Consider the following 19177-nt stretch of genomic DNA (forward strand, 5'->3'; position numbering starts at 1 on the left):
CCGATCTCGGCGATGCTCGCCTGGGCCGCGGTGACGCCGATCCCGGGGATCTCATCGAGGCGGGCGACCGCTGGGGCGATCTGGGCGTTGGTGCGCTCTTTCCAGGTCTGCGATGTCGGCGCTGAGTTGGTCGATGCGGGCGAGCATCTTGGTGAGCAGGAACGCGTGGTGCTCGGTGAACCGGCCGATGAACGCCTCCCGCAGCTCAGGCGTCTTCTTGCGCATCCGGCCGCGGGCCAGGCCCTGCCAGGGTCTCGGGGTCGCGTTCGCCGGCGATCAGCGCTGTCATCATCGGCCGACCGGAGACCCCGAAGCTGCGGGTGGTAGAGCTCGACCCGCACGACCCGGTCAACCACCACGCCCTGACCGTCAAGCGGCCGTGGAGAGCGGAGGCCCGTGCGGGAGAGGTGTACCGGGACCGCCGGGTCAGCGACCCACGAAGCGATTCGCGCACGGCGTTCTAAACCTTCATCGTTCCAAGGGTCACCGTCGCCCAGATGCACGCACATAATGCCGCGATGACTGCGTTGACGACTTGAGTCACTTCGCCGCCTGTCGGGCGATGAAGGACTCGTCCAAAGGACGGGGGCTTTGCCTGTATCCAGTCAGGACCCAGGCTCGACAATGATCTGGGTGGTGACCAGGGGTAGCGCGCCGGTGCTGATCACGATCGTGTGCGTTCCCGGCGTCAACGGGTGCAAAGGCGCAACCCAGCCGTGGCCCACGGACAGTCCTGTCGTTCCGGCTGGCATCCCAAAGAGGTTGTCACTGGGCAGGGTGATCGGAAGGAGTGGCGTCTCCGCTTCGGTCACGGGCACGGGCTCGCCGTCGAGGCGGACCACAGACTCAGTCGGGCTGTTCTCCCGCGCACAGGCCCGCAGCTCGGCTTCAGTGCTGCCGTTCCCCTCGAACGTGCTGCACTCGTACGAGTAACCGACGATGAAGATCTTAGTGCCTGGCTTCACGGTGCATGATTCCGCGCCGACGGGATGGAACGGCGCGACTATGCCGCCGAGGTCCCAGCATGCGTATTCTTGACCGCCATCGCCGAAGGAGTTTTGCGCGCTCGGCGTTTCGAGCACCGAGGTCCACAGCGCGGCCAGGGCGTCATTGGCCTGAGCCTGCGGGGCGGCGCTGGCCGTTGGCCCAGCTCCGGCGGAAAATACTGTCGCCAGAAGTGCCGACACAACGATCGTCACCAATCGGACACGACTCATGGCCACCACTCCAATCGACTGAAACTAGGCGCGCCGCCCAACGAGTCCGCACCGCATGACACGACACTCCCATACTCGGTCGCGCATCATCTGGCGATCGCAGAATCCCTTTGATGACGACTTGGTCCGAACGTCACCGTGCAGCGGTGTCCACGACGGCCGTGACCGGACGTGGGCGACGCCCGGTTCCGGTTGCGCGATGCCCCGTCCAGCGTCCTACCGCCGCGAAGCGGCAGCGTCCTTCCGCGGCCAAGGCTCGGGCGGCACGTCACCCGCCCTTCGTGGGCTCCGTCCACCCCAGCGCGTGGAACATGACGTCGGTGGCTTCGGACAACCTTGACAAGTGCACCACGTGCTTGCCGTTCAACCGCAGGAATTCACCGATACTCGCGACGAGGTCGTCTAGGTCCCTCACGGTGAGCGTCATCTCGGCGACACCCTCTTCGACTGCACTCAGTTCATTCGTCAGCCACTCAGTCCAGCCGGTGACCTCAACAGCGACCTGGGCGAACCCCTCGCGGTTGCTGTTCTCCCACGTGGACAAGGCATTGCGTATGGTGAGCCACTTATCCAGCTCAGTGTCAAGGGTTGGCTTAGTCGACGCAGACGGATGCTGAGGCGAACCTGGCGCGGGCGGCAGGTGACCGGACCAGTACCCCTCCCAGCAGGGACTCGGCCAGTCGCCGTCCATGACATAGCCCTTTCCGCTGCAGAACCTGCATTTCAGTCCGGTCTTGGGGTGTCGTCCGCTTTGGCAGCCTGCACACGGGCAAGGCGTGGATTTGCGCATCATTGGGACTCCTTCTGGCGCGCCGGCTCGGCGAACAAGAGTCAGCTGGATGGTGACCTGCGTGCACCCGTAGCATCCGTTGTCTATCGCGAGGGGCCGCCCGCATCGGTGTCGTTGTTTGCCGTCATATCCGGGCCGCCATCAGCTTCGCGGGAGATCTGGCCCGTCCTGACGATGCCCGGGACGTCGGGCACTCTCCGCGTGATGGGAAGCCGCTTGCCCCGCACCGCCTCGAAGAGACTGCGTTCGACATTCACGACCGCTCCTCTCGACTCAACTTCAATCATCCCCCACGCACAGGCTGCTCGACCTACGGTGTAGTCAGACCGACACCTCCGTGGCCGGTAAGAACCTCCAGCAAAGAGCGCGACGTGAACCGTGAGCTTGCACCCCCTCGGGGAACACCGGCCACAGCGTCGGGTAGTCAGGTGAGGGGCCCCTCCGTAGAGGCGCTACTGGCACCGACAGCCCGTCCCGGAGACAGTCCCAGAGTCGCGTCAAAACACCGCCTGCCGGGCGCATGCATCTCGCCCACATGCGATGACAGGACGCTGCGGATGAGCGGCGGGAAGCTGGGCCCGGGAGCACGCCACCAACCGTCCTGCGCTGCTGAACACGAATGGTGACGGCCGCGGTGCCAGCCTCGGTCGACGCGACGAAGGTCACCGGGGCGTGGCGGCGGGGCCAGAGCCGGGTGCTGAGGCTGTCCTGGTCCTACGAGTTGGTCACGGTCGCGAAGGAGCGACTGGGCGGCGGCCATCAAACGGACCCTCGAGCGCGCTTTCCAGAACTGATGCCCTTGCTGCAGCTCGACCAGGCGGCTCCAGACGGCGCCGGCAGGTGCCCGCGTGCACCCTGGGTCCACACCGACCGGCTCAGCCTCGCCCCGCCAGGTGATCTCGATCCAGGTCTTGACGGGCCGGTCGACCCGTATCTGGGCGCGCCGGTGCGTGCTGGCGGCGGACTCTTGTGCCGGGTGGCCGACCCTAGGTAGAGTACGAGCATGCCCCCGCGCATGACCCTGGCAACTCGGTTGGTCCTCGACGTCCTCTTCAGCGACCTGGAGGCCGACTGGTACGGGTCGCAGATCGGCCAGCACGCCGGCCTGCCGAGCGGCACCGTCCATCCCATCCTGGCCCGCCTGGAGAGAGTCGGCTGGCTGGAGTCCCGGTGGGAGGACATCGACCCGAGCCGGGAGGGGCGACCGGCGCGCAGGTACTACCGGCTCACGGACTCGGGTGCCACCCAGGCTGGGAGGGCGCTGGCAGCTGCGCGCCGGCCGCGACCCGGCTTCGCTGCCATACCGAAAGCTCCGATACCGAAGGAGGGCTTGTCATGAGAAGGAAGACCCAGAGGGCGGCGGTCCGCTTCGCGGCGTCGGCGATGGAGCGCGCCACCGTCGGCGTCCCCTCCGAGACCCGCGATCGCTACCACGACGAGCTCGTCGGCGAGATGCACGACCTCGGGCGTATCGCCGCGTGGCGCTACGCCCTCGGGGTCGCCGCGTCAGCCTCCTCGATGCACGCCGCCCTCACGGACGGCGGACCACAGCCGGCGCCGGCCGTCCACCTACCCCTCGGCTGTCGCACCAACACCCGCCACGTGTGGCAGACGACCCACACGTCGGACGGCAAGCTGTATCGCGCCTGCGCCCGGTGCGGCAAGGAGTACGTCCCCATGGGTCCAGGGGCCGGCTTCACCTGGGGCTGAGCCGGGCCCTGGACCGCCGGGTCAGAGGTCGCCCTCGAAGAAGTGGGCGCGTGCCTTTGGGTGAGATCCGTGAACGCTAAGGCACACCGCGTTCACCCACGCCCTCAACGCCGGCGACCCGCTGCGCGATGTGCAGATGTTCGCGCGTCACGCCGACCGCGCACGCCCCGGTGGTGGCGACGACCCCAACAAGGGAAACCGAGCCCTCCACCATCCAATCCGGCGCGAGCACGGTAGGCGGAATGCGCGTCAGCCTCGCGACGCCGATTGAGGGTCGTCTCCCCGCGACCACGCGATCGCGATCAGTCGGCGCAGCACATCGATGTCGATGTCGTCGAGGCTCTTGACATACACGCATCCCGCCCCCTCGGTGTACGTCCCCAACGAAGGCAGCAGCGCCGCGCCCTGGGGCAGATCCTTCAGCCCGTACAACGACAACTGCGCCTTGCGCGGTGAGAACCCGGTCTTCGGCCACTGGCCGTGCCTGCGCGAGTCAGCGGGCGACACATAGCGGTAACTGCCATAGCCGACAATCGACGGACCCCACAGGATCGGGTCCGCCCCCGTGACGTCGTGGAAGATCCCGGCGAGACGCAGGCCGTCCTCACGTCGACGAGCGGGGGTGGCGGCGCTGAGGAAGTCGTCAACGCTCGCACCCGTCGGCACCGTCTTCGGTTCGACCATGAGCTCAGTGTGCCACGCGTCGTCACCGCGACCACGAACGGCGAACGGCCGTCCCATTGCGTGCTCTGACCCCACCTCAAGTGCGTCCATCCACCGCGAAGCGGCAGTGCCACTCCGCCGCGAGCCGACCGCTTGACTGCCGCTCGATCTCCCTCAGTGACCGACCGCTGAGAGACCCGCCGGACCCAGTCGGATCATCATGCTCGTCACCAGATTGGCGCAGCCGGGGATGTGCGAAGCCGAACTTGTCCTGCGGGAGCGTGGGCCAGGATCACGTCAGGGCCCCCTTCAAACCGTGCGGCCTCGACGCATCTGGCCGGGGCCGCAGGATACGCGGAGCCCGCTCATCGTGCTGACCGTCGACCACTCCGCCGACCGTCAACGGCTAGAGCGGACCTCCATCGCCACGCGGAAGCCCGAGTCGTGCCGCGGAAGGACGACCCCGACCACGGGCCGCGATTCGACGTGAACGTGCGCCGGGTGGCCATGCGGCCGCGAGCCCTACGGCGATCTGCGACGCGGAGCCTAGGGCGGGAGGATGTTGATCACCCGGGACAGCACCACGACGAGAACGGCCAGGGAGATCATCGACTGGACCGCCATCAGTCCTTTGACGCGATGGGTCAGTGGGAGCGTGTCGGTGGGGCTGAACGCGACCACGTTGGTGAACGCCAGGTAGAGGTGGTCTGGGAATCGTGGCTGCCAGTGGGGCGGCGCCAGCCCCTCGGTGCCGGTTTGGGGGAACTGGAAGTCGGGGTAGCGCGCGGCACCGACCCGGCGCACGTCGGGGCCGCCGCCGTCGATCTGCCAGTAGAGCAGCCCGAAGGTCACGATGTTCGTGGCGAGCAGGGTGGCGGCCGTGACGAGCAGCTGGGTCACAGTGGGAGGCGTCTCGCCTTTGGGCGTGCTTCGCAGGACGAGTGCCACGAGCCTGACCGCGGCGCCGGTGTTCGCCGCGATTAGGACGGCGACGAGCGACAGGACCAGGGGTCGAGCAGCCCGCGGGACCGGCCCCGGTTTCGCAGCCACGGCGAGGAGTATCAGGAGCACGGCCGCCTCGATCGCGGGCACGGCGAGCGGCGGTCCTTCGCGCAGTCTCGCCGGCACCAGAACCTGCGGAAGGATGACCACGACGAGGGCGACCAGCGGCCACACGTACGTCTCCGGCGCCGCCGCGACACCCGTCTGTCCGGAACCGGTGCCGCCAGGTGGCCTTCGCTCGGGCCCCGTCGACGGCTCGTTGAGCATGGGCCCATCATGCGCCGACCGATGCCGGCCGTCAGCAGATCTGGGTGGAAAACCGACCAGAGAAGTGCGGCCTTTCGCCGCCTCACGGTCACCCCGAGAGCGACAACGGGCGTGTCCGAGTGCGCGGCAGGAGTGGGCTCAGGCCGTCGACCTGATGACGACAGCCTGACTCGGTAGCGTGCAACGCGTGCCCATCAAACTCGAGAACGTCGCCATCGCCGTGCGTGACCTGGAAGCGACAATCGCGTTCTTCACCGACCTGGGGCTGACCGTTCTCGGCCGTGACACGGTCAGCGGAGAGTGGACCGACACTGCGGTCGGCCTCGACGGCAACCACGCCAAGATCGCCATGCTCCAGACACCGGACGGCAATGGCCGCATCGAGCTCTTCGAGTACGTCCATCCCGATGCGATCGAGACGACGCCCACCCTGCCGAACGAGATCGGCATGCACCGCATCGCCTTCTCGGTCGACGACATCGACGAAGCCCTCAAGATCGCCGCGAGGCACGGCTGCCACCCGTTACGCGGCGTGGCGACCTACGCAGACGTCTACAAGCTGACGTATGTGCGCGGACCCAGCGGCATCATCCTCATGCTCGCGGAGGAGCTCAAGAAGAGCTGACCGCGGCTCATCCCGCACCGGCATACTCGGTGAGCCCGAGACGGACACCGCGACGACCTACCCGTCCGCCGGTCGCCGCCTCTGTCGCCACAGCTGAACGATCGAGGCTCCAAGACCCACGACGCAGATCCCTACCAAGATCTCGCCGAAGTCCGTCCACCCGCGCGAGATCATCCAGACGCCGACGAGAATCAGGAGCGCGTCGACGACGATCCCGACCCAGGCATAGGCCGCTTTCGACTCGGACGACATGCCATGAACGCTAGCGCCCGACGCGTCGCGGTGGCCACCGACCGCTCATCGGCATCGGTCACCACCCCGTCACGCCCGGGGCGGATCGCGGACCTGCCTATTCGCCCTCGAGGGAGCGCTTGAGGGAGGCGAGGGTATGCGTCCGCTCCCGGGTCGCCATCCAGGCGGCAGCCGGCTTCAGCAGCCGCATCGGCCCGTACAGCTCGCCCTCGGCCACGTGATGCACCACCGTCGAGTCACCGTCGGACTCGAGCGCATACCTCGGACGAGCCCGGGTCAGCGGGTGGCCGAACCAGCTGAGCGTCTCGCTGAACGCGATCCGCGTCGACGGCACGTACTCGGTCACCTCGCCCACGAAGCGGCCCATCCGGGTTCGATCGACGTATGTCGTACCGGCGCGGATCGGCGGCAACGACGTCAGCTCCGTCCCAGCGAACACACCGTCTCGGTGCATCCACTGGCGGTAGCCCGGCAGGTCAGCCAAACGTTCGAAGACCTCGCTCGCCGGCCGGCGGATCACCGTCCGCGACTCGAACCGCAGCATGCTTGCAGCCATGACCCCTCCTCGACGCCCGAACGGCGACCACATCCAACGCTAGGCATCGCGCCGGCCCGCCGCACCCAAACGTGGTGCTGCGGTCCCGACCCCTCCGATCGCGCCAAGTGACGGACACTGCGCACCGTCCTCCCCGATGGTGGGAGGGCCGCGCTCAGCGCACTTCCTCGGGCGCATCCGGGGCTGGTCAGAGCTCACGCCCGGGTGCCACGCTGGTGCCATGCCCGCCGAGCAGGCTTTGACACCACGACAGGCAGAGCGCGACGCGGTGCTCACCTGCGCCGTCGCCGCTGTGAGCACTGTGGCTTTCCTGGCGTTCGTTGCCCTGCCCATCCACGCAGACGCGCTGGAGACGCCCGCCGCGGTGGACGGCCCCTCGCCGCTCGGGTTCCTGATCGGCGCTCTTTTCGCTCCGGTGGCCGCTGGGCTCGCAGCATTCGTCAGCGGCGCGGCGCTTCGGGCTCGCCGACCGACCCTGACGCCTCGGGCCCGGCGTCTGCACTGGAGCACCATCGTGTTGTCGACGGCGCTGCTCGTCGCCTACGCCAGCGACTCGAGCGCCCTGCGGACCTGGTTGGACTGAGCAGCCACCAGAGCGGGGCTTCCGTGCATCACCCCCCGAGCGCGAGCGCCTGCAACGAGCCGGCCTTGAAGCGGCGCACCTCCTGCGGCCAGCCGCACCCCTCAGCCACCCTCCCCGCCCACATGCGTGCGGCCTCGTCGTCGGGCACGTCCACGATGGTCAGCCCTCCGAGCCACTCCTTGGTCTCCACGAACGGCCCGTCGGTGACGACCACCTCGCCACTCGTGGCGTCCGCGCTCGCCGCCTCCTCGAGCTCCTCGACCAGTCCGCCGGCGTAGACCAGCACGCCCTGGTCCTGCATGTCGCGAACGACGGCAGTGGACGGCTCGACGCGGCCCTTGAACCACGCCTCGTCGTGGTCACCGACCCACTGCTGGTTGAAGTAGATGAGGTACTGAGGCATCGCTGCTCCCTTCGTCGGGCGGACCTGATGTCCGCCACTACCTACGCTACGAAGAGCAGTCTGCCGATACGACACCTGCGTTCCTGGACGAGGATGAGCGGGTGACTCGGCGCGGCGTCCTCCTCTTCACGGCCCTGGGCATCGCCTGGGGCATCCCCTACCTCTTCATCAAGGTGGCCGTCCAGGAGCTCTCACCTGAGATGGTCGTGCTCGCCCGGTCCGGCCTCGCGGCGGTCCTGCTGCTTCCGCTGGTCCTCGTCCGACGCGAGGTGGGGCCGGTGCTGCGCGCCTGGAAGCCGATGACCGCATACACGATCTGCGAGATCGTCATCCCCTGGTACTTCCTCAGCTCCGCCGAGCAGACGCTGCCCAGCTCGACGGCCGGGTTGTTGCTCGCCGCAGTCCCGCTCGCCGGCGTCGGCGTCGCCTTCGCCATGGGACGGCCCGCCCACCTCACCGCTGTCAACTGGTGGGGCATCGCGCTCGGCATGCTCGGGGTCGCCGCGCTCGTCGGGCTCGACGTGGCCGGCTCCAGCCTGCCTGCCGTGGCACAGATGGCGTTCGTCGTGATCGGGTATGCCGTCGGGCCGGCGATCCTTGCCCGCTGGATGCCGCAGCTGCCGGGCGTCGGCGTCACTGCCGTCTCTCTCGCGGGCACCGCGGTCGTCTACGTGCCGGTCGTGCTGCTGGCGCGGTCGTGGCCCACCACCTGGCCGTCGGGGAAGGTGGTCGCCTCGATCGTCGTGCTCGCCGTCGTCTGCAGCGCCCTCGCCTTTGTGCTCATGGTGGCGCTGATCGGCGAGATCGGCCCCGTCAAGGCCACCGCGGTGACCTACGTCAACCCGGCCGTCGCGATCCTCGCCGGAGTCCTCATCCTCGACGAGCGCGTGACGGTGTGGACCATCATCGGGTTCGCCCTCGTCCTCAGCGGATCGTTCCTCGTCACCCGCCGACGCTCCACAGCGGGCGCCGCGACCACAGCGGGCTTAGCCTGACGGCATACGCGCTGGGCGGTGAGAGGAGGCGCACGATGGCCACACGTCGGACTGCAGTCGGTATCGCGATCGTCGGCACGGTGGCCCTGGCCGCCGTGTCGGTTCCGGCCCAGGGCGCTCAGGCGCCGTACACGGGGACGGCGACCGGGACGGTGTTCATGCCCAACCCCGTGCAGGCGCTCGGGGACGAGTCCCTGACGGACCAGAAGGACGCGGACTACCCGGCGCTCGCCCCCGCCTACCACCGCGAGACCCTCACCGACCTCGACGGGTCCGGCACCCTCACCGGCGCCTACGTCCGGGTCCGGAGCGCGACCGGGCAGCAGGCCACCTCCACCAACGGGGTCTTCCCCGACTGGCACCGCAACAGCGACCAGTTCGAGCAGGTCATGGGCTACTTCTGGGTCACGACGGCGCAGGCCTACCTCCAGCACCTCGGATTCGGGTCGACGCTGCGCCCGGTGAACCAGCGCCAGATCGAGCTCCGGATCGACCAGTACGGCGGCGACAACTCCTTCTTCCGCGACGACAAGGCCAACATCACCCTCGGCAAGGGCGGGGTCGACGACGCGGAGGACGCCGAGGTCATCGTCCACGAGTACGGCCACTCGGTGCAGGACGGGCAGGTGCCCGGCTTCGGCACCACCCTCGAGTCCGGGGCGATCGGGGAGGGCTTCGGCGACTACCTCGCCGTCGTTGTGACGAGCTGGGCAGCCGGCGCCCCGACCCTCACCCCCGAGGCCTGCGTCGCCGACTGGGACTCGGTCTCCTACACCTCCACCGTGCCGCACTGCCTGCGCCGGCTCGACGGGACAAAGGTCTATCCGAAGGACCTCAAGGGCGAGGTGCACGCGGACGGCGAGATCTGGTCGCGCGCCCTTTGGGACATCCGCGGCTCCCTCGGTGACGTCAAGGGCACCACGGTCATCATCGAGGCGCAGTTCGCCTTCGCGAAGGACACCTCCTTCCACGACGCCGCCCTCGCGACCGTCGCCGCAGCCCAGCGCCTCTACGGCTCGGCGGCGGCCAAGCAGGTGACCAAGGCGTTCGCGGCGCGCGGCATCCTCTGACCCGCGGGCAGCCGATCCCCCAATCGCCCACGAGCACAGCAACACCCGCACTACCCTGACGTCGCGGGGCGTCGGACGGTGTGAGGTGGCCATGACCACGCTGGACAGGCTTCAGGTGCTGATCGTCGACTGGCAGGCGACCGGCGACCGACGCGCGCTGTTCGCCGAGGCGTACGGGGCGATGACCACCGCCATGACCCAGGGTGTCAGCGCGGGCGGGTTCGCCGACGACGCCTGGGTGGGGCGTCTCGTCGACCGGTTCGCCGACTACTACTTCGAGGCTGTGGACGCCTTCGACCACGAGGGGCTATGTCCGCGCGTGTGGGTCGACGCGTTCGACTGCTCGCGGCGAGACGACCTGTCGCAGCTGCAGGTGGTGCTCCTCGGCATCAACGCGCACATCAACCACGACCTGCCTCTCGCCCTCGCCGATGTGCTCGACGACTGGGACACGCTCGACGAGGCGACCCGAGCGGGCCGTCTCTCCGACCACGAGCGCGTCAACCTCGTCATCGAGCAAAGCACCGACTTCGTGCAGGACGTCGTCATCAACCGCACCGCGAAGCTGCTCGCGGTGGCCGACCGCCTCCTCGGCCCGGTCGACGAGGCTGTGTTCAACCACATCGTCGTGGAGTGGCGTGAACACGGCTGGGAGGCCGCGCAGCGGCTCGTGACAGCGCGCGACCCCCAGGAGCGGGATGCCGTGCGCGCAGACATCGAGGACCGCGCCATGAAGTGGGCCCACTGGATCAGACTCCCGTGAGCCCCCACACGAGCGGGGTGCCGCACCTGGTGGCGGTCCTCGGCCGCGGCGTCGTCGGGCCGGACGAGCCGGTGGTCGCCGCCGACGACCTCGGGCTCACCCGCGGAGACGGCTGCTTCGACTCGGCCCGTGTCGTGACCGACCCGTCCGGCACGGCGCGCGTCGTCGACCTCGACGACCACCTCGACCGCCTCGCCGCCTCGGCCCGCGCGCTCGACATCGCGACCCCGCCGCACGACGCGTGGCGCAGCCTCGTCGCCGAGGCCGTCGCGGCGTGGTCCACCCCTGGCGAGGCCGTGCTCAAGCTCATGCTGACGCGCGGCCGCGAGTGGCGGCCCCCGGCTCCGACAGCCCTCCTCACGATCACCCACCGCGGCGCGCCCTCCCCCGCAGCCGCAGCGACAGATGCACCCGCGCCGCGCACCATCACCGCCGTCACCCTCACCCGCGGCCACCCGTCCGACGCCTTCGCCGACGCGCCATGGCTCCTCGGCGGGGTCAAGACCCTCTCCTACGTCGTCAACGCCGCCGCCACCCGCGAGGCGAAGCGACGCGGAGCAGACGACGTCATCTTCACGACGACCGACGGCTTCGCCCTCGACGGCCCCACCGCCGGCCTGCTCGTCGCGCGGGGCCACACCCTGCTCAGCACCCCGACAGGGGGCACAGGAATCCTCGAGTCGCTCACCGTGGCAGCCATCATGGACGCCGCCCGCGCCGACGGCTTCGAGACGCGCTTCGAGCTCATCCCCGTCGAGCAGCTCTACACCGCAGACGCGCTGTGGCTCGTCTCCTCCGGCCGCGGCCCCGTCCTCATCACCGCCCTGGACGGGCGGCCCCTCCGTGGCGACCCCGCGCTCGCCACCGCGATCACGAGGTATGCCGGCTTCTGACGTCCGCGCCGAAACGCCCTTCGCGCCCGTCCCCGGTTGGGGGACCTTGGCCCCTGCCAGCGGTCGCGGCGCCCCGCCCATGCTGGGTCGTGGAGGCAACCATGAGTCCGAAGACATCCCCTACGTCCCTACGCCACCGCGCCCTCGCCCTCGCGGGCGCCCTGGCCCTGACCCTCCTGTCCAGTGCCTGCAGCTGGGGCTCGACCGGCGGCATGGTCGTCGGCTCCGGCGACGTCACGTCGCAGACGCGCAGCGTGCCGGCCTTCACCGAGGTCGAGGCGGGGGGCGGCATACAGCTGGAGCTGGCCCAGGGCCCGCGGAAGGTCGTCGTCACGGCGCAGCCCAACATCCTCGAGATCACGACCGCCGAGGTCTCGGGGTCACGCCTCAAGCTGAGCACGACGAGTGGCTACGTCTCGCCCCAGGGACTCGTGGTCGCGGTGACCGCGCCACGCATCGAGGTCGTCGAGCTGTCAGGCGGGGCAAGCGGATCCGGCACGACCGGGCGAACCGACACCCTGGGTCTCCAGATGTCCGGCGGGGCCCGCGCCTCGTTCTCCGGCACGACCACGAACCTCGACCTCGGCGCCAGCGGCGGGGCCATCCCCAACCTCGGTGACCTCAAGGCCACCAACGCCACCGTCGACCTCAGCGGCGGCGTCGTCGCCACGCTCACCGTCAGCGGCTCCCTCAAGGGCTCGGCTTCCGGCGGGGTCGTCGTGACCCTGACGAGGCAGCCCGCGAGCTCCGCCGTCGAGACCTCTGGCGGCGCCGTCGTGCGCAACCCGTGACGTCCGCGCACCGGCGCCACTGACGAACCTGTCGGTTTCGTCCCACTCGTGGCGCTGCTCGCATAGCGTTCGTAGCGGCAACGGAACGCTCGAGAGGACTCTTCGTGGACGCCTACCCACCGATCGAGGACCACGGGCTCATCGGAGACCTGCAGACGTGCGCGCTGGTCTCCCGCGACGGCACGATCGACTGGTTCTGCAGCCCACGCTTCGACTCACCGAGCCTCTTCGGCAGCCTGCTCGACGACGAGCGCGGCGGTCACTTCCGCATCTCTCCCAGCTCCGCCCAGTTCACCTCGCGCCAGCTCTACCTGCCCGACACGGCCATCCTCATCACGCGCTTCATGTCGGAGGAGGGTGTCGGCGAGATCCTCGACTTCATGCCGGTGCTGGGCGACACGGCGTCGGAGCGGCACAGCGTCTATCGCCTCGTCCGGTGCGTACGAGGGCGGATGACCTTCGACGTCGAGGTCGCTCCGCGCTTCGACTACGGCCGCCGCGAGCACCGGACGCACCTGCACGAGTTCGGCGCGGTCTTCGAGTCGGGCGAGGAGTCCGTGACCCTCCACGTCGTGCGCGACGCCGCCGACGCGCAGCTGGCTCTGGCACAGCTCGACGACGAAGGCGACATCCGCGCCACCCTGACCCTTTCGATGGGCGAGCTGCGGGGGGTGGTTCTGGAGTACGGCTCGTCGGGGCCGCCACGGATGATCTCCCCCGCCGAGGCCGACGAGGCGATGGCCGGGGCGCGTCGCTTCTGGGCGGGCTGGCTCGGGCAGTGCACCTACAGAGGTCGCTGGCGCGAGGCGGTGCTGCGGTCGGCGGTCACGCTCAAGCTGCTCACCTACGCCCCTTCGGGCGCCATCATCGCGGCCCCGACGGCCGGCCTGCCGGAGCAGGTGGGCGGCGAGCGGAACTGGGACTACCGCTACACGTGGGTGCGCGACGGGTCCTTCTCTGTCGCAGCACTGCTCGGCCTCGGCTTCCGCGACGAGGCAGCGGCCTTCGGGCGGTGGCTGCGTGACCGCGTCGAGGAGCAGGCGGGCGACTCGAGCGGGCCGCTCAAGATCATGTACCGCGTCGACGGCTCCTCCGAGCTCGTCGAGGAGAGCCTCGAGCACTGGGACGGCTACCGCGGCTCACACCCCGTCAGGATCGGCAACGGGGCGAGCGACCAGCTCCAGCTCGACATCTACGGTGAGGCCCTCGACGCACTCTTCGCGGGCGACCAGCGCGGTCTCCAGTTCGGGCACGACGGCTGGCTGGCGCTCCGCCGGGTCGTCGACTGGGTCGCGGCGCACTGGGACGCACCGGACGAGGGGATCTGGGAGACCCGAGGTGGCCAGAAGGACTTCACCTACGGACGACTCATGAGCTGGGTGGCCCTCGACCGCGCCATCCGTCTCGCCACCACCCGAGGCCGCCCGGCCGCCCTCGGGTGGTGGACCGCGCAACGCGATGCGATCTACGACCAGATCATGGATCGCGGGTGGAGCAGCGAGCGGCAGGCGTTCCGCCAGCACTACGACAGCGACGTCCTCGACTCGTCGTTGCTCAAGATGGTCATGGTCGGCTTCGTCTCTCCCACCGATCCGCGGTGGACCTCGACCCTCGCGGCCATGGAGAAGGAGCTCGTCACGGACAGCCTCGTCTACCGGTACGACCCGGCTGCGACGCCTGACGGGCTGCAGGGCTCGGAGGGGACCTTCTCGCTCTGCACCTTCAACTACGTCAACGCGCTGGCCCGCGGCGGCCGGCTCGACGACGCCCGGCTCACCTTCGAGAAGATGCTCACCTACGCCAACCACCTCGGCCTCTACGCGGAGGAGATCGGCCCCTCGGGCGAGCAGCTGGGCAACTTCCCCCAGGCCTTCACGCACCTCGCCCTCATCGACGCAGCGATCGCGCTCGACGGGGCGCTCGATGCGGCAGGCGCCCGTCGTGAGGCATCCGGGGGCCGGCCCTGATGCCCGGCGCAGAACGCGAGCGGGTCGAGTCGTTCGGCCACCCCGAGGACGGCCTCTACGACGCGACCCCCTGGTACCACTGGGGCCCGTACCTCTCCGAGCGCGCCTGGGGCACCGTCCGCGAGGACTACAGCGCCGACGGCGAAGCGTGGACCTCCTTCCCCCACGACCACGCCCGTTCGCGCGCCTACCGCTGGGGCGAGGACGGCATGGGCGGGGTCAGCGACGTCGGCCAGAACCTCTGCCTGGCGCTCGCCCTCTGGAACGGCCGCGACCCCATCCTCAAGGAGCGGATGTTCGGCCTCACCGGCCCCGAGGGCAACCACGGCGAGGACGTCAAGGAGTACTGGTGGTTCCTCGACGCCCTGCCGAGCCACGCGTGGCTGCACTGGCGCTACCACTACCCGCAGGCCGAGTTCCCGTATGCCGCCCTGCTGGCCGAGAATGCCCAGCGCGACCACACGCAGCCGGAGTTCGAGCTCATGGACACCGGGGTCTTCGACGAGGACCGCTACTGGGTGGTCGACGTCGTGCACGCCAAGGCCGACCCGCACGACCTGCTCATGGAGGTCCGCGTCACCAACGCCGGTCCCGACAAAGCAACACTGCACGTGCTGCCCCAGCTGTGGTTCCGCAACACGTGGTCGTGGGACGTCGGGGCCGCCAAACCCTCACTCGCACAGTCCGGCCCGTCGCAGGTCACGGCGCAGCACCCGCGTTTCGGCGAGCTCGAGTGGGAGCTCGCCCCCGGCCCCGACGGCGCCGCGCCCGAGCTGGTGTTCTGCGACAACGACACCAACACCCGGCGGCTGTACGGCTCAGCCGACGGGACGGCATACGCCAAGGACGGGATCAGCGACCACGTCGTCGGCGGGGCGCCGACCGTCAACCCCGACCGTGTCGGCACGAAGAGTGCCGCGTGGTACCGGCTGACCGTGGCGCCCGGCGAGACACAGGTCGTCCGGGTGCGCCTGCGGCCAGCGACCCCGGCCACCCCAGCCACACCGGCGACCTCGGCCACCCCGGCCCCCTCCCCCGCCTTCGGCCCGGAGTTCGACGCGGTGCTCGAGCAGCGGCGCGCGGAGGCCGACGAGTTCTACGGCGAGGTGATCCCGCCCGACGTCGACGACGACGCCCGGCTCGTGGCGCGGCAGGCGTTCGCCGGGATGATCTGGGGCAAGCAGTTCTACTGCTACGACGTGAAGCGCTGGCTTCAGGGCGATCCCACGCAGCCGCCACCGCCGCCGGAGCGCCGGACCGGGCGCAACGCGACGTGGCTCAACCTCGACGCCCGCGACATCCTGTCGATGCCGGACCCCTGGGAGTACCCGTGGTTCGCCGCGTGGGACATGGCCTTCCACACGGTGGCGCTTTCGCACGTCGACCCGGCGTTCGCGAAGTACCAGCTGCTCGTGCTGTGCCGCGAGTGGTTCCAGAACCCCAACGGCGCCCTCCCGGCCTACGAGTGGTCCTTCAGCGACACCAACCCGCCGGTGCACGCGTGGGCGGCCTTGCACGTGTGGGACATCGACGGTCGGCGCGACACCGACTTCCTCGCGCGGCTCATGCCCAAGCTGCTCATGAACTTCACGTGGTGGGTCAACCGGATGGACCCGGAGGGCGACCACCTCTTCGGCGGAGGCTTCCTCGGTCTCGACAACATCAGCGCGATCGACCGGTCGCACCTGCCCCCGGGCGGCCGCCTCGAGCAGGCCGACGGCACGACGTGGATGGCGTTCTACTCGCTCACCCTCCTCGAGATCGCCGTGATCCTCGCGGAGAAGGACGACGCGTGGACCGACATCGAGGTGAAGTTCATCGAGCACTTCGTCCTCATCGTCGACGCCATGCACTCGCAGGGACTCTGGGACGAGACGGACGGCTTCTTCTACGACGTCTTCCACTCGAGCGACGGCGAGACCGTGCCGATCAAGGTGCGCTCCATCGTCGGAGTGCTGCCGCTCATGGGGACGGTCATCATCGGACCGGAGCTGCTCGCGACGATCCAGACCCTGCAGAAGCGCTTCACCGGCTTCCTCGGTCAGGACTCCTCTGCGGCCGCCCCCGACTACGGCCGTGTGGTGCCGGTGCCCGGCACGGACGCGGTCGCGTTGGGTGTCGTGCCGCCGGGCGCGGTGCGCCGCGTCCTGTCACGGGTCTTCGACGAGGGCGAGTTCCTCTCTCCCTACGGGCTTCGCGCGCTGTCGAAGTACCACCTCGACCATCCCCTCTGGGTCGAGCTCGCCGGCTCCCGCGTCGTCGTGGACTACGAGCCCGCCGAGTCGCGCACCGGGATGTTCGGCGGCAACTCCAACTGGCGCGGGCCGGTGTGGATGCCCGTCAACTACCTCGTCCTGCGCAACCTCCAGCGCTACGCCCGCTCGCTCGGCGCCGCGGGTGAGGTCGAGTACCCCACGGGCAGCGGCCACACGCAGACGCTGGGCGAGTGCACCGAAGACCTGCGCGGACGCCTGATCTCCTTGTTCACCAGGGGTGCTGACGGCCGCCGACCCTGCCACGGCTGGGTCGACAAGATGCAGCACGACCCCCGCTGGCGCGACAACGTGACGTTCAACGAGTACTTCCACGGCGACAACGGCGCGGGGCTGGGAGCCAGCCACCAGACCGGCTGGACCGGTCTCGTGGCCGACCTCATCTGCCGGCCCGACCCCTTCGCGGGCGACCGACGCGCCTGGGACCTCTGAGGCGCGTCACGTGGGTCGGCGGCCCGACGCGGTATGCCGTTCGCTCGGGTCGGTGGGTCCGCATCATCGTGTTCTCGCGACTTCTGCTGTCAGTCAAGCCGTCCCGGAGTACGGTCCAAGCACAGGCGCGTCCGGCGCCGAGAAGCCGGAGCGCGAGCCCGACGAGCAGGAGGCGTGGATGTCTGACAACCCGAGCACACCCGACGAGACCGAGGTCACGATGACGGGGGAGGCGGTGTCCGACGGCGCCTACACCCTTCTCGTCGCAGACTTCTCGGACACCACGAGCGCACGCGAGGCCTACGAGGCGCTCAAGGAGGTCGAGGACGGGCGTCGGGTCCAGATCGACGGCGTCATCGTCGTCAACCGCGGGGCCGACGGCAAGCTCACCATCGAGAAGGCCACCGACCACACGACCCGGCGTGGCCTCCGGTGGGGACTCGTCGGCGGCGCCGCTCTGGGGCTCATCTTCCCGCCATCGATCCTCGGCAGCGCCGCGGTGCTCGGCGCGGCCGGAGCAGCTGCGGGCAAGATCGGCGCGCTGCGCCACCGCAACGAGCTGTCCCGCGAGCTCGAGTCATCCGTGGTCCCCGGCCACTCCGCGATCGTGGCGGTCGTGTCGGACCCCGCCGTCCTCGAGCTGCAGAAGGCCCTCGCCCGGGCCGATGCCATCGTCGAGTCCGCGGTGGACCGCGTCGTCGCCGACGAGCTGCGGGCCGCGGCCAAGGAGGCGGAGGGCGAGGCTCCGGCTGTGGAGTCGGGGTCGGACGGCTCGGCACCCTCCGACACGGACACGGACACGGCAGAGCCGAAAGCCTAGGCCTGCCGCGCGACCCGGCGCAGGGCCCAGCCGGCCAGGACGAAGCCCACGCCGATGGCGGTCGCCATCAGCGCGACGCCGAACGAGACGACCGAGGTGAAGAGTGAGGCCCGGAGGAAGGATGCCGTCATCACGGTCTGACGCTTCGGGTCTGCCTTGTCGAGCTCGGCATAGGTCTTGCCGCCACTCGTCTCCATGGCGTGCTTCTGGATCGTCTCGGCCTCCGAGTACGCCTCCCACGGGGTGTCGACCGTCTGGCCTGCGAAGCGGGTCGCGTCCTGCGAGACCGTGATCTTCTCCGCGCCGAGCTCGTTTGCCACCGCCACCCAGGTGGCCACTCCGGCGACCGCCATGATCGCGCCGAAGATGATGAGGAGCAGGCCGACCACGGCGACGCCGCGGAGGGTGCGCGGCGCCGTGGTGGACGCCGTCGTCGTGTTCATCGTTGTCATGTCGTGCCTCCCGGGAGTGTGACTGCAAGGATGCGGTCGGCCCGCCTCTGCGGGCGCGTCCGCGGGTCGTCACGACGCTAGGGCCTGAGCGCCCGCGCCACATGGCACTTTCCGGGTGATTTGCTCGCGCGTGTGACAGGCTCGTGACCGGCGCCGGGCCCACCGGGGACCCCGTCCGAGGAGGTTTGCGATGAAGGCAGTGACCGTCGAACCGCACGTCGCAGGCTCCGTTCGCTACGAGGACGTGCCGGAGCCCGACGAGAGCACCGGGTCGGTCCTCGTCGAAGCGGTGGGCGTCGGGATCTGCGGCACCGACGTCGAGATCGCCTCGGGCGCCTACGGCTGGGCACCACCGGGCCGCGACCGGCTGGTCCTCGGCCACGAGTCCCTCGGCCGGGTGCTCGACCCGGGCCCGGTGTCCGGGCTCCAGGCCGGCGACCTCATCGTGGGGATCGTGAGGCGCCCCGACCCGGTGCCGTGCAGCAACTGCGCGGTCGGCGAGTGGGACATGTGCCGCAACGGGCAGTACACCGAGCGCGGCATCAAGCAGCTCGACGGCTTCATGTCGGAGCGCTGGCGCATCGAGCCGGGCTTCTACACCAAGCTCGACCCGTCGCTCGGCCGCCTCGGCGTCCTGCTCGAACCGACGACGG

General features: G+C 69.7%; 23 protein-coding genes. 13 read left to right on the forward strand and 10 right to left on the reverse strand.

Annotated elements, in window-relative coordinates:
• Positions 1-51: 51 nt before the first annotated feature.
• The 4 genes from FHX52_RS23855 to FHX52_RS23860 all read right to left on the reverse strand — a co-directional run bounded on the left by FHX52_RS23855 (position 52) and on the right by FHX52_RS23860 (position 2264).
• On the reverse strand, positions 52-225 hold the full coding sequence (locus tag FHX52_RS23855; protein WP_185747190.1) for a hypothetical protein: 174 nt from the start codon (positions 223-225) through the stop codon (positions 52-54).
• Between the two features lie 380 nt (positions 226-605).
• Positions 606-1199 carry a hypothetical protein gene (locus FHX52_RS11025; protein WP_141821916.1) on the reverse strand — a complete coding sequence of 198 codons (594 nt, stop codon included), beginning with the start codon at positions 1197-1199 and terminating at the stop codon, positions 606-608.
• A 286-nt stretch (positions 1200-1485) separates the two neighbouring features.
• A complete protein-coding gene (locus FHX52_RS11030; protein WP_221630541.1) occupies positions 1486-1908 on the reverse strand; it encodes a hypothetical protein in 423 nt (140 codons plus the stop codon).
• A gap of 182 nt (positions 1909-2090) precedes the next feature.
• Complete coding sequence (locus FHX52_RS23860) at positions 2091-2264, reverse strand: hypothetical protein (RefSeq protein WP_185747191.1); 174 nt, start codon at positions 2262-2264, stop codon at positions 2091-2093.
• A 746-nt stretch (positions 2265-3010) separates the two neighbouring features.
• On the opposite strand from FHX52_RS23860, the gene FHX52_RS11035 reads away from it, so the two are divergent.
• On the forward strand, positions 3011-3346 hold the full coding sequence (locus tag FHX52_RS11035) for a PadR family transcriptional regulator (RefSeq protein ID WP_246069822.1): 336 nt from the start codon (positions 3011-3013) through the stop codon (positions 3344-3346).
• The gene (locus FHX52_RS11040) at positions 3343-3717 is read left to right on the forward strand and encodes a hypothetical protein (RefSeq protein ID WP_141821918.1); all 375 of its coding nucleotides are present in this window, start codon (positions 3343-3345) and stop codon (positions 3715-3717) included. Before FHX52_RS11035 ends, FHX52_RS11040 begins: the two co-directional genes overlap by 4 nt.
• Before the next feature lie 249 nt (positions 3718-3966).
• On the opposite strand, the gene FHX52_RS11045 is transcribed toward FHX52_RS11040, so the two are convergent.
• The gene (locus FHX52_RS11045; RefSeq protein ID WP_141821919.1) at positions 3967-4401 is read right to left on the reverse strand and encodes a DUF1801 domain-containing protein; all 435 of its coding nucleotides are present in this window, start codon (positions 4399-4401) and stop codon (positions 3967-3969) included.
• Positions 4402-4926: 525 nt separating this feature from the next.
• The gene (locus tag FHX52_RS11050; protein ID WP_246069824.1) at positions 4927-5649 is read right to left on the reverse strand and encodes a hypothetical protein; all 723 of its coding nucleotides are present in this window, start codon (positions 5647-5649) and stop codon (positions 4927-4929) included.
• 187 nt (positions 5650-5836) lie between these two features.
• Between FHX52_RS11050 and FHX52_RS11055 the strand changes: the two genes are divergently transcribed.
• Positions 5837-6274, forward strand: a complete 438-nt coding sequence (locus tag FHX52_RS11055; RefSeq protein ID WP_141821920.1) for a VOC family protein — start codon at positions 5837-5839, stop codon at positions 6272-6274.
• A gap of 57 nt (positions 6275-6331) precedes the next feature.
• Here FHX52_RS11055 and FHX52_RS11060 read toward each other — a convergent pair whose 3' ends face one another.
• Both FHX52_RS11060 and FHX52_RS11065 read right to left on the reverse strand, forming a co-directional pair.
• Positions 6332-6526 carry a hypothetical protein gene (locus FHX52_RS11060; RefSeq protein WP_141821921.1) on the reverse strand — a complete coding sequence of 65 codons (195 nt, stop codon included), beginning with the start codon at positions 6524-6526 and terminating at the stop codon, positions 6332-6334.
• A gap of 97 nt (positions 6527-6623) precedes the next feature.
• Complete coding sequence (locus FHX52_RS11065; RefSeq protein ID WP_185747192.1) at positions 6624-7082, reverse strand: SRPBCC family protein; 459 nt, start codon at positions 7080-7082, stop codon at positions 6624-6626.
• A 220-nt stretch (positions 7083-7302) separates the two neighbouring features.
• Between FHX52_RS11065 and FHX52_RS11070 the strand changes: the two genes are divergently transcribed.
• Complete coding sequence (locus FHX52_RS11070; protein WP_141821923.1) at positions 7303-7665, forward strand: hypothetical protein; 363 nt, start codon at positions 7303-7305, stop codon at positions 7663-7665.
• A 28-nt stretch (positions 7666-7693) separates the two neighbouring features.
• Here FHX52_RS11070 and FHX52_RS11075 read toward each other — a convergent pair whose 3' ends face one another.
• Complete coding sequence (locus tag FHX52_RS11075; protein ID WP_141821924.1) at positions 7694-8068, reverse strand: YciI family protein; 375 nt, start codon at positions 8066-8068, stop codon at positions 7694-7696.
• 101 nt (positions 8069-8169) lie between these two features.
• Here FHX52_RS11075 and FHX52_RS11080 point away from each other — a divergent pair, with 101 nt between their 5' ends.
• The 8 genes from FHX52_RS11080 to FHX52_RS11115 all read left to right on the forward strand — a co-directional run bounded on the left by FHX52_RS11080 (position 8170) and on the right by FHX52_RS11115 (position 18072).
• Complete coding sequence (locus FHX52_RS11080) at positions 8170-9063, forward strand: DMT family transporter (protein ID WP_141821925.1); 894 nt, start codon at positions 8170-8172, stop codon at positions 9061-9063.
• Between the two features lie 35 nt (positions 9064-9098).
• Entirely contained in the window at positions 9099-10133 is a 1035-nt protein-coding gene (locus tag FHX52_RS11085) for a M36 family metallopeptidase (protein ID WP_141821926.1), read from the forward strand.
• Positions 10134-10224: 91 nt separating this feature from the next.
• Positions 10225-10896: a DUF5995 family protein gene (locus FHX52_RS11090; protein ID WP_141821927.1), complete on the forward strand. Its 672-nt coding sequence runs from the start codon at positions 10225-10227 to the stop codon at positions 10894-10896.
• The gene (locus FHX52_RS11095; RefSeq protein ID WP_141821928.1) at positions 10893-11789 is read left to right on the forward strand and encodes an aminodeoxychorismate lyase; all 897 of its coding nucleotides are present in this window, start codon (positions 10893-10895) and stop codon (positions 11787-11789) included. The genes FHX52_RS11090 and FHX52_RS11095 overlap by 4 nt, the downstream gene beginning before the upstream one ends.
• A gap of 101 nt (positions 11790-11890) precedes the next feature.
• A complete protein-coding gene (locus FHX52_RS11100; protein ID WP_141821929.1) occupies positions 11891-12580 on the forward strand; it encodes a GIN domain-containing protein in 690 nt (229 codons plus the stop codon).
• 62 nt (positions 12581-12642) lie between these two features.
• The gene (locus FHX52_RS11105) at positions 12643-14547 is read left to right on the forward strand and encodes a glycoside hydrolase family 15 protein (protein ID WP_221630575.1); all 1905 of its coding nucleotides are present in this window, start codon (positions 12643-12645) and stop codon (positions 14545-14547) included.
• Positions 14547-17252 (forward strand): MGH1-like glycoside hydrolase domain-containing protein, encoded by a 2706-nt coding sequence (locus tag FHX52_RS11110; RefSeq protein ID WP_141821931.1) that lies wholly within the window; start codon positions 14547-14549, stop codon positions 17250-17252. Before FHX52_RS11105 ends, FHX52_RS11110 begins: the two co-directional genes overlap by 1 nt.
• A 178-nt stretch (positions 17253-17430) precedes the next feature.
• Complete coding sequence (locus FHX52_RS11115) at positions 17431-18072, forward strand: DUF1269 domain-containing protein (RefSeq protein WP_141821932.1); 642 nt, start codon at positions 17431-17433, stop codon at positions 18070-18072.
• Here the strand turns inward: FHX52_RS11115 and FHX52_RS11120 are convergent.
• Positions 18069-18524, reverse strand: coding sequence for an aromatic ring-opening dioxygenase LigA (locus FHX52_RS11120; protein WP_342777927.1), 456 nt, complete (start codon positions 18522-18524; stop codon positions 18069-18071). The two genes, FHX52_RS11115 and FHX52_RS11120, sit on opposite strands and share 4 nt — an antisense overlap.
• 190 nt (positions 18525-18714) lie before the next feature.
• Between FHX52_RS11120 and FHX52_RS11125 the strand changes: the two genes are divergently transcribed.
• On the forward strand, positions 18715-19177 hold a 463-nt coding region (locus FHX52_RS11125; RefSeq protein WP_185747193.1), incomplete at its 3' end, for an alcohol dehydrogenase catalytic domain-containing protein.

This window comes from Humibacillus xanthopallidus, assembly GCF_006717145.1.
GTDB lineage: Bacteria > Actinomycetota > Actinomycetes > Actinomycetales > Dermatophilaceae > Humibacillus > Humibacillus xanthopallidus.

Coding starts and splice junctions, on each gene's coding strand:
- FHX52_RS23855 (WP_185747190.1), bottom strand. CDS start 225: ATGCGCAAGAAGACGCCTGAGCTGCGGGAGGCGTTCATCGGCCGGTTC.
- FHX52_RS11030 (WP_221630541.1), bottom strand. CDS start 1,908: ATGGACGGCGACTGGCCGAGTCCCTGCTGGGAGGGGTACTGGTCCGGT.
- FHX52_RS11035 (WP_246069822.1), top strand. CDS start 3,011: ATGCCCCCGCGCATGACCCTGGCAACTCGGTTGGTCCTCGACGTCCTC.
- FHX52_RS11040 (WP_141821918.1), top strand. CDS start 3,343: ATGAGAAGGAAGACCCAGAGGGCGGCGGTCCGCTTCGCGGCGTCGGCG.
- FHX52_RS11045 (WP_141821919.1), bottom strand. CDS start 4,401: ATGGTCGAACCGAAGACGGTGCCGACGGGTGCGAGCGTTGACGACTTC.
- FHX52_RS11050 (WP_246069824.1), bottom strand. CDS start 5,649: ATGCTCAACGAGCCGTCGACGGGGCCCGAGCGAAGGCCACCTGGCGGC.
- FHX52_RS11060 (WP_141821921.1), bottom strand. CDS start 6,526: ATGTCGTCCGAGTCGAAAGCGGCCTATGCCTGGGTCGGGATCGTCGTC.
- FHX52_RS11065 (WP_185747192.1), bottom strand. CDS start 7,082: ATGGCTGCAAGCATGCTGCGGTTCGAGTCGCGGACGGTGATCCGCCGG.
- FHX52_RS11070 (WP_141821923.1), top strand. CDS start 7,303: ATGCCCGCCGAGCAGGCTTTGACACCACGACAGGCAGAGCGCGACGCG.
- FHX52_RS11075 (WP_141821924.1), bottom strand. CDS start 8,068: ATGCCTCAGTACCTCATCTACTTCAACCAGCAGTGGGTCGGTGACCAC.
- FHX52_RS11085 (WP_141821926.1), top strand. CDS start 9,099: ATGGCCACACGTCGGACTGCAGTCGGTATCGCGATCGTCGGCACGGTG.
- FHX52_RS11090 (WP_141821927.1), top strand. CDS start 10,225: ATGACCACGCTGGACAGGCTTCAGGTGCTGATCGTCGACTGGCAGGCG.
- FHX52_RS11100 (WP_141821929.1), top strand. CDS start 11,891: ATGAGTCCGAAGACATCCCCTACGTCCCTACGCCACCGCGCCCTCGCC.
- FHX52_RS11110 (WP_141821931.1), top strand. CDS start 14,547: ATGCCCGGCGCAGAACGCGAGCGGGTCGAGTCGTTCGGCCACCCCGAG.
- FHX52_RS11115 (WP_141821932.1), top strand. CDS start 17,431: ATGTCTGACAACCCGAGCACACCCGACGAGACCGAGGTCACGATGACG.
- FHX52_RS11120 (WP_342777927.1), bottom strand. CDS start 18,524: ATGACAACGATGAACACGACGACGGCGTCCACCACGGCGCCGCGCACC.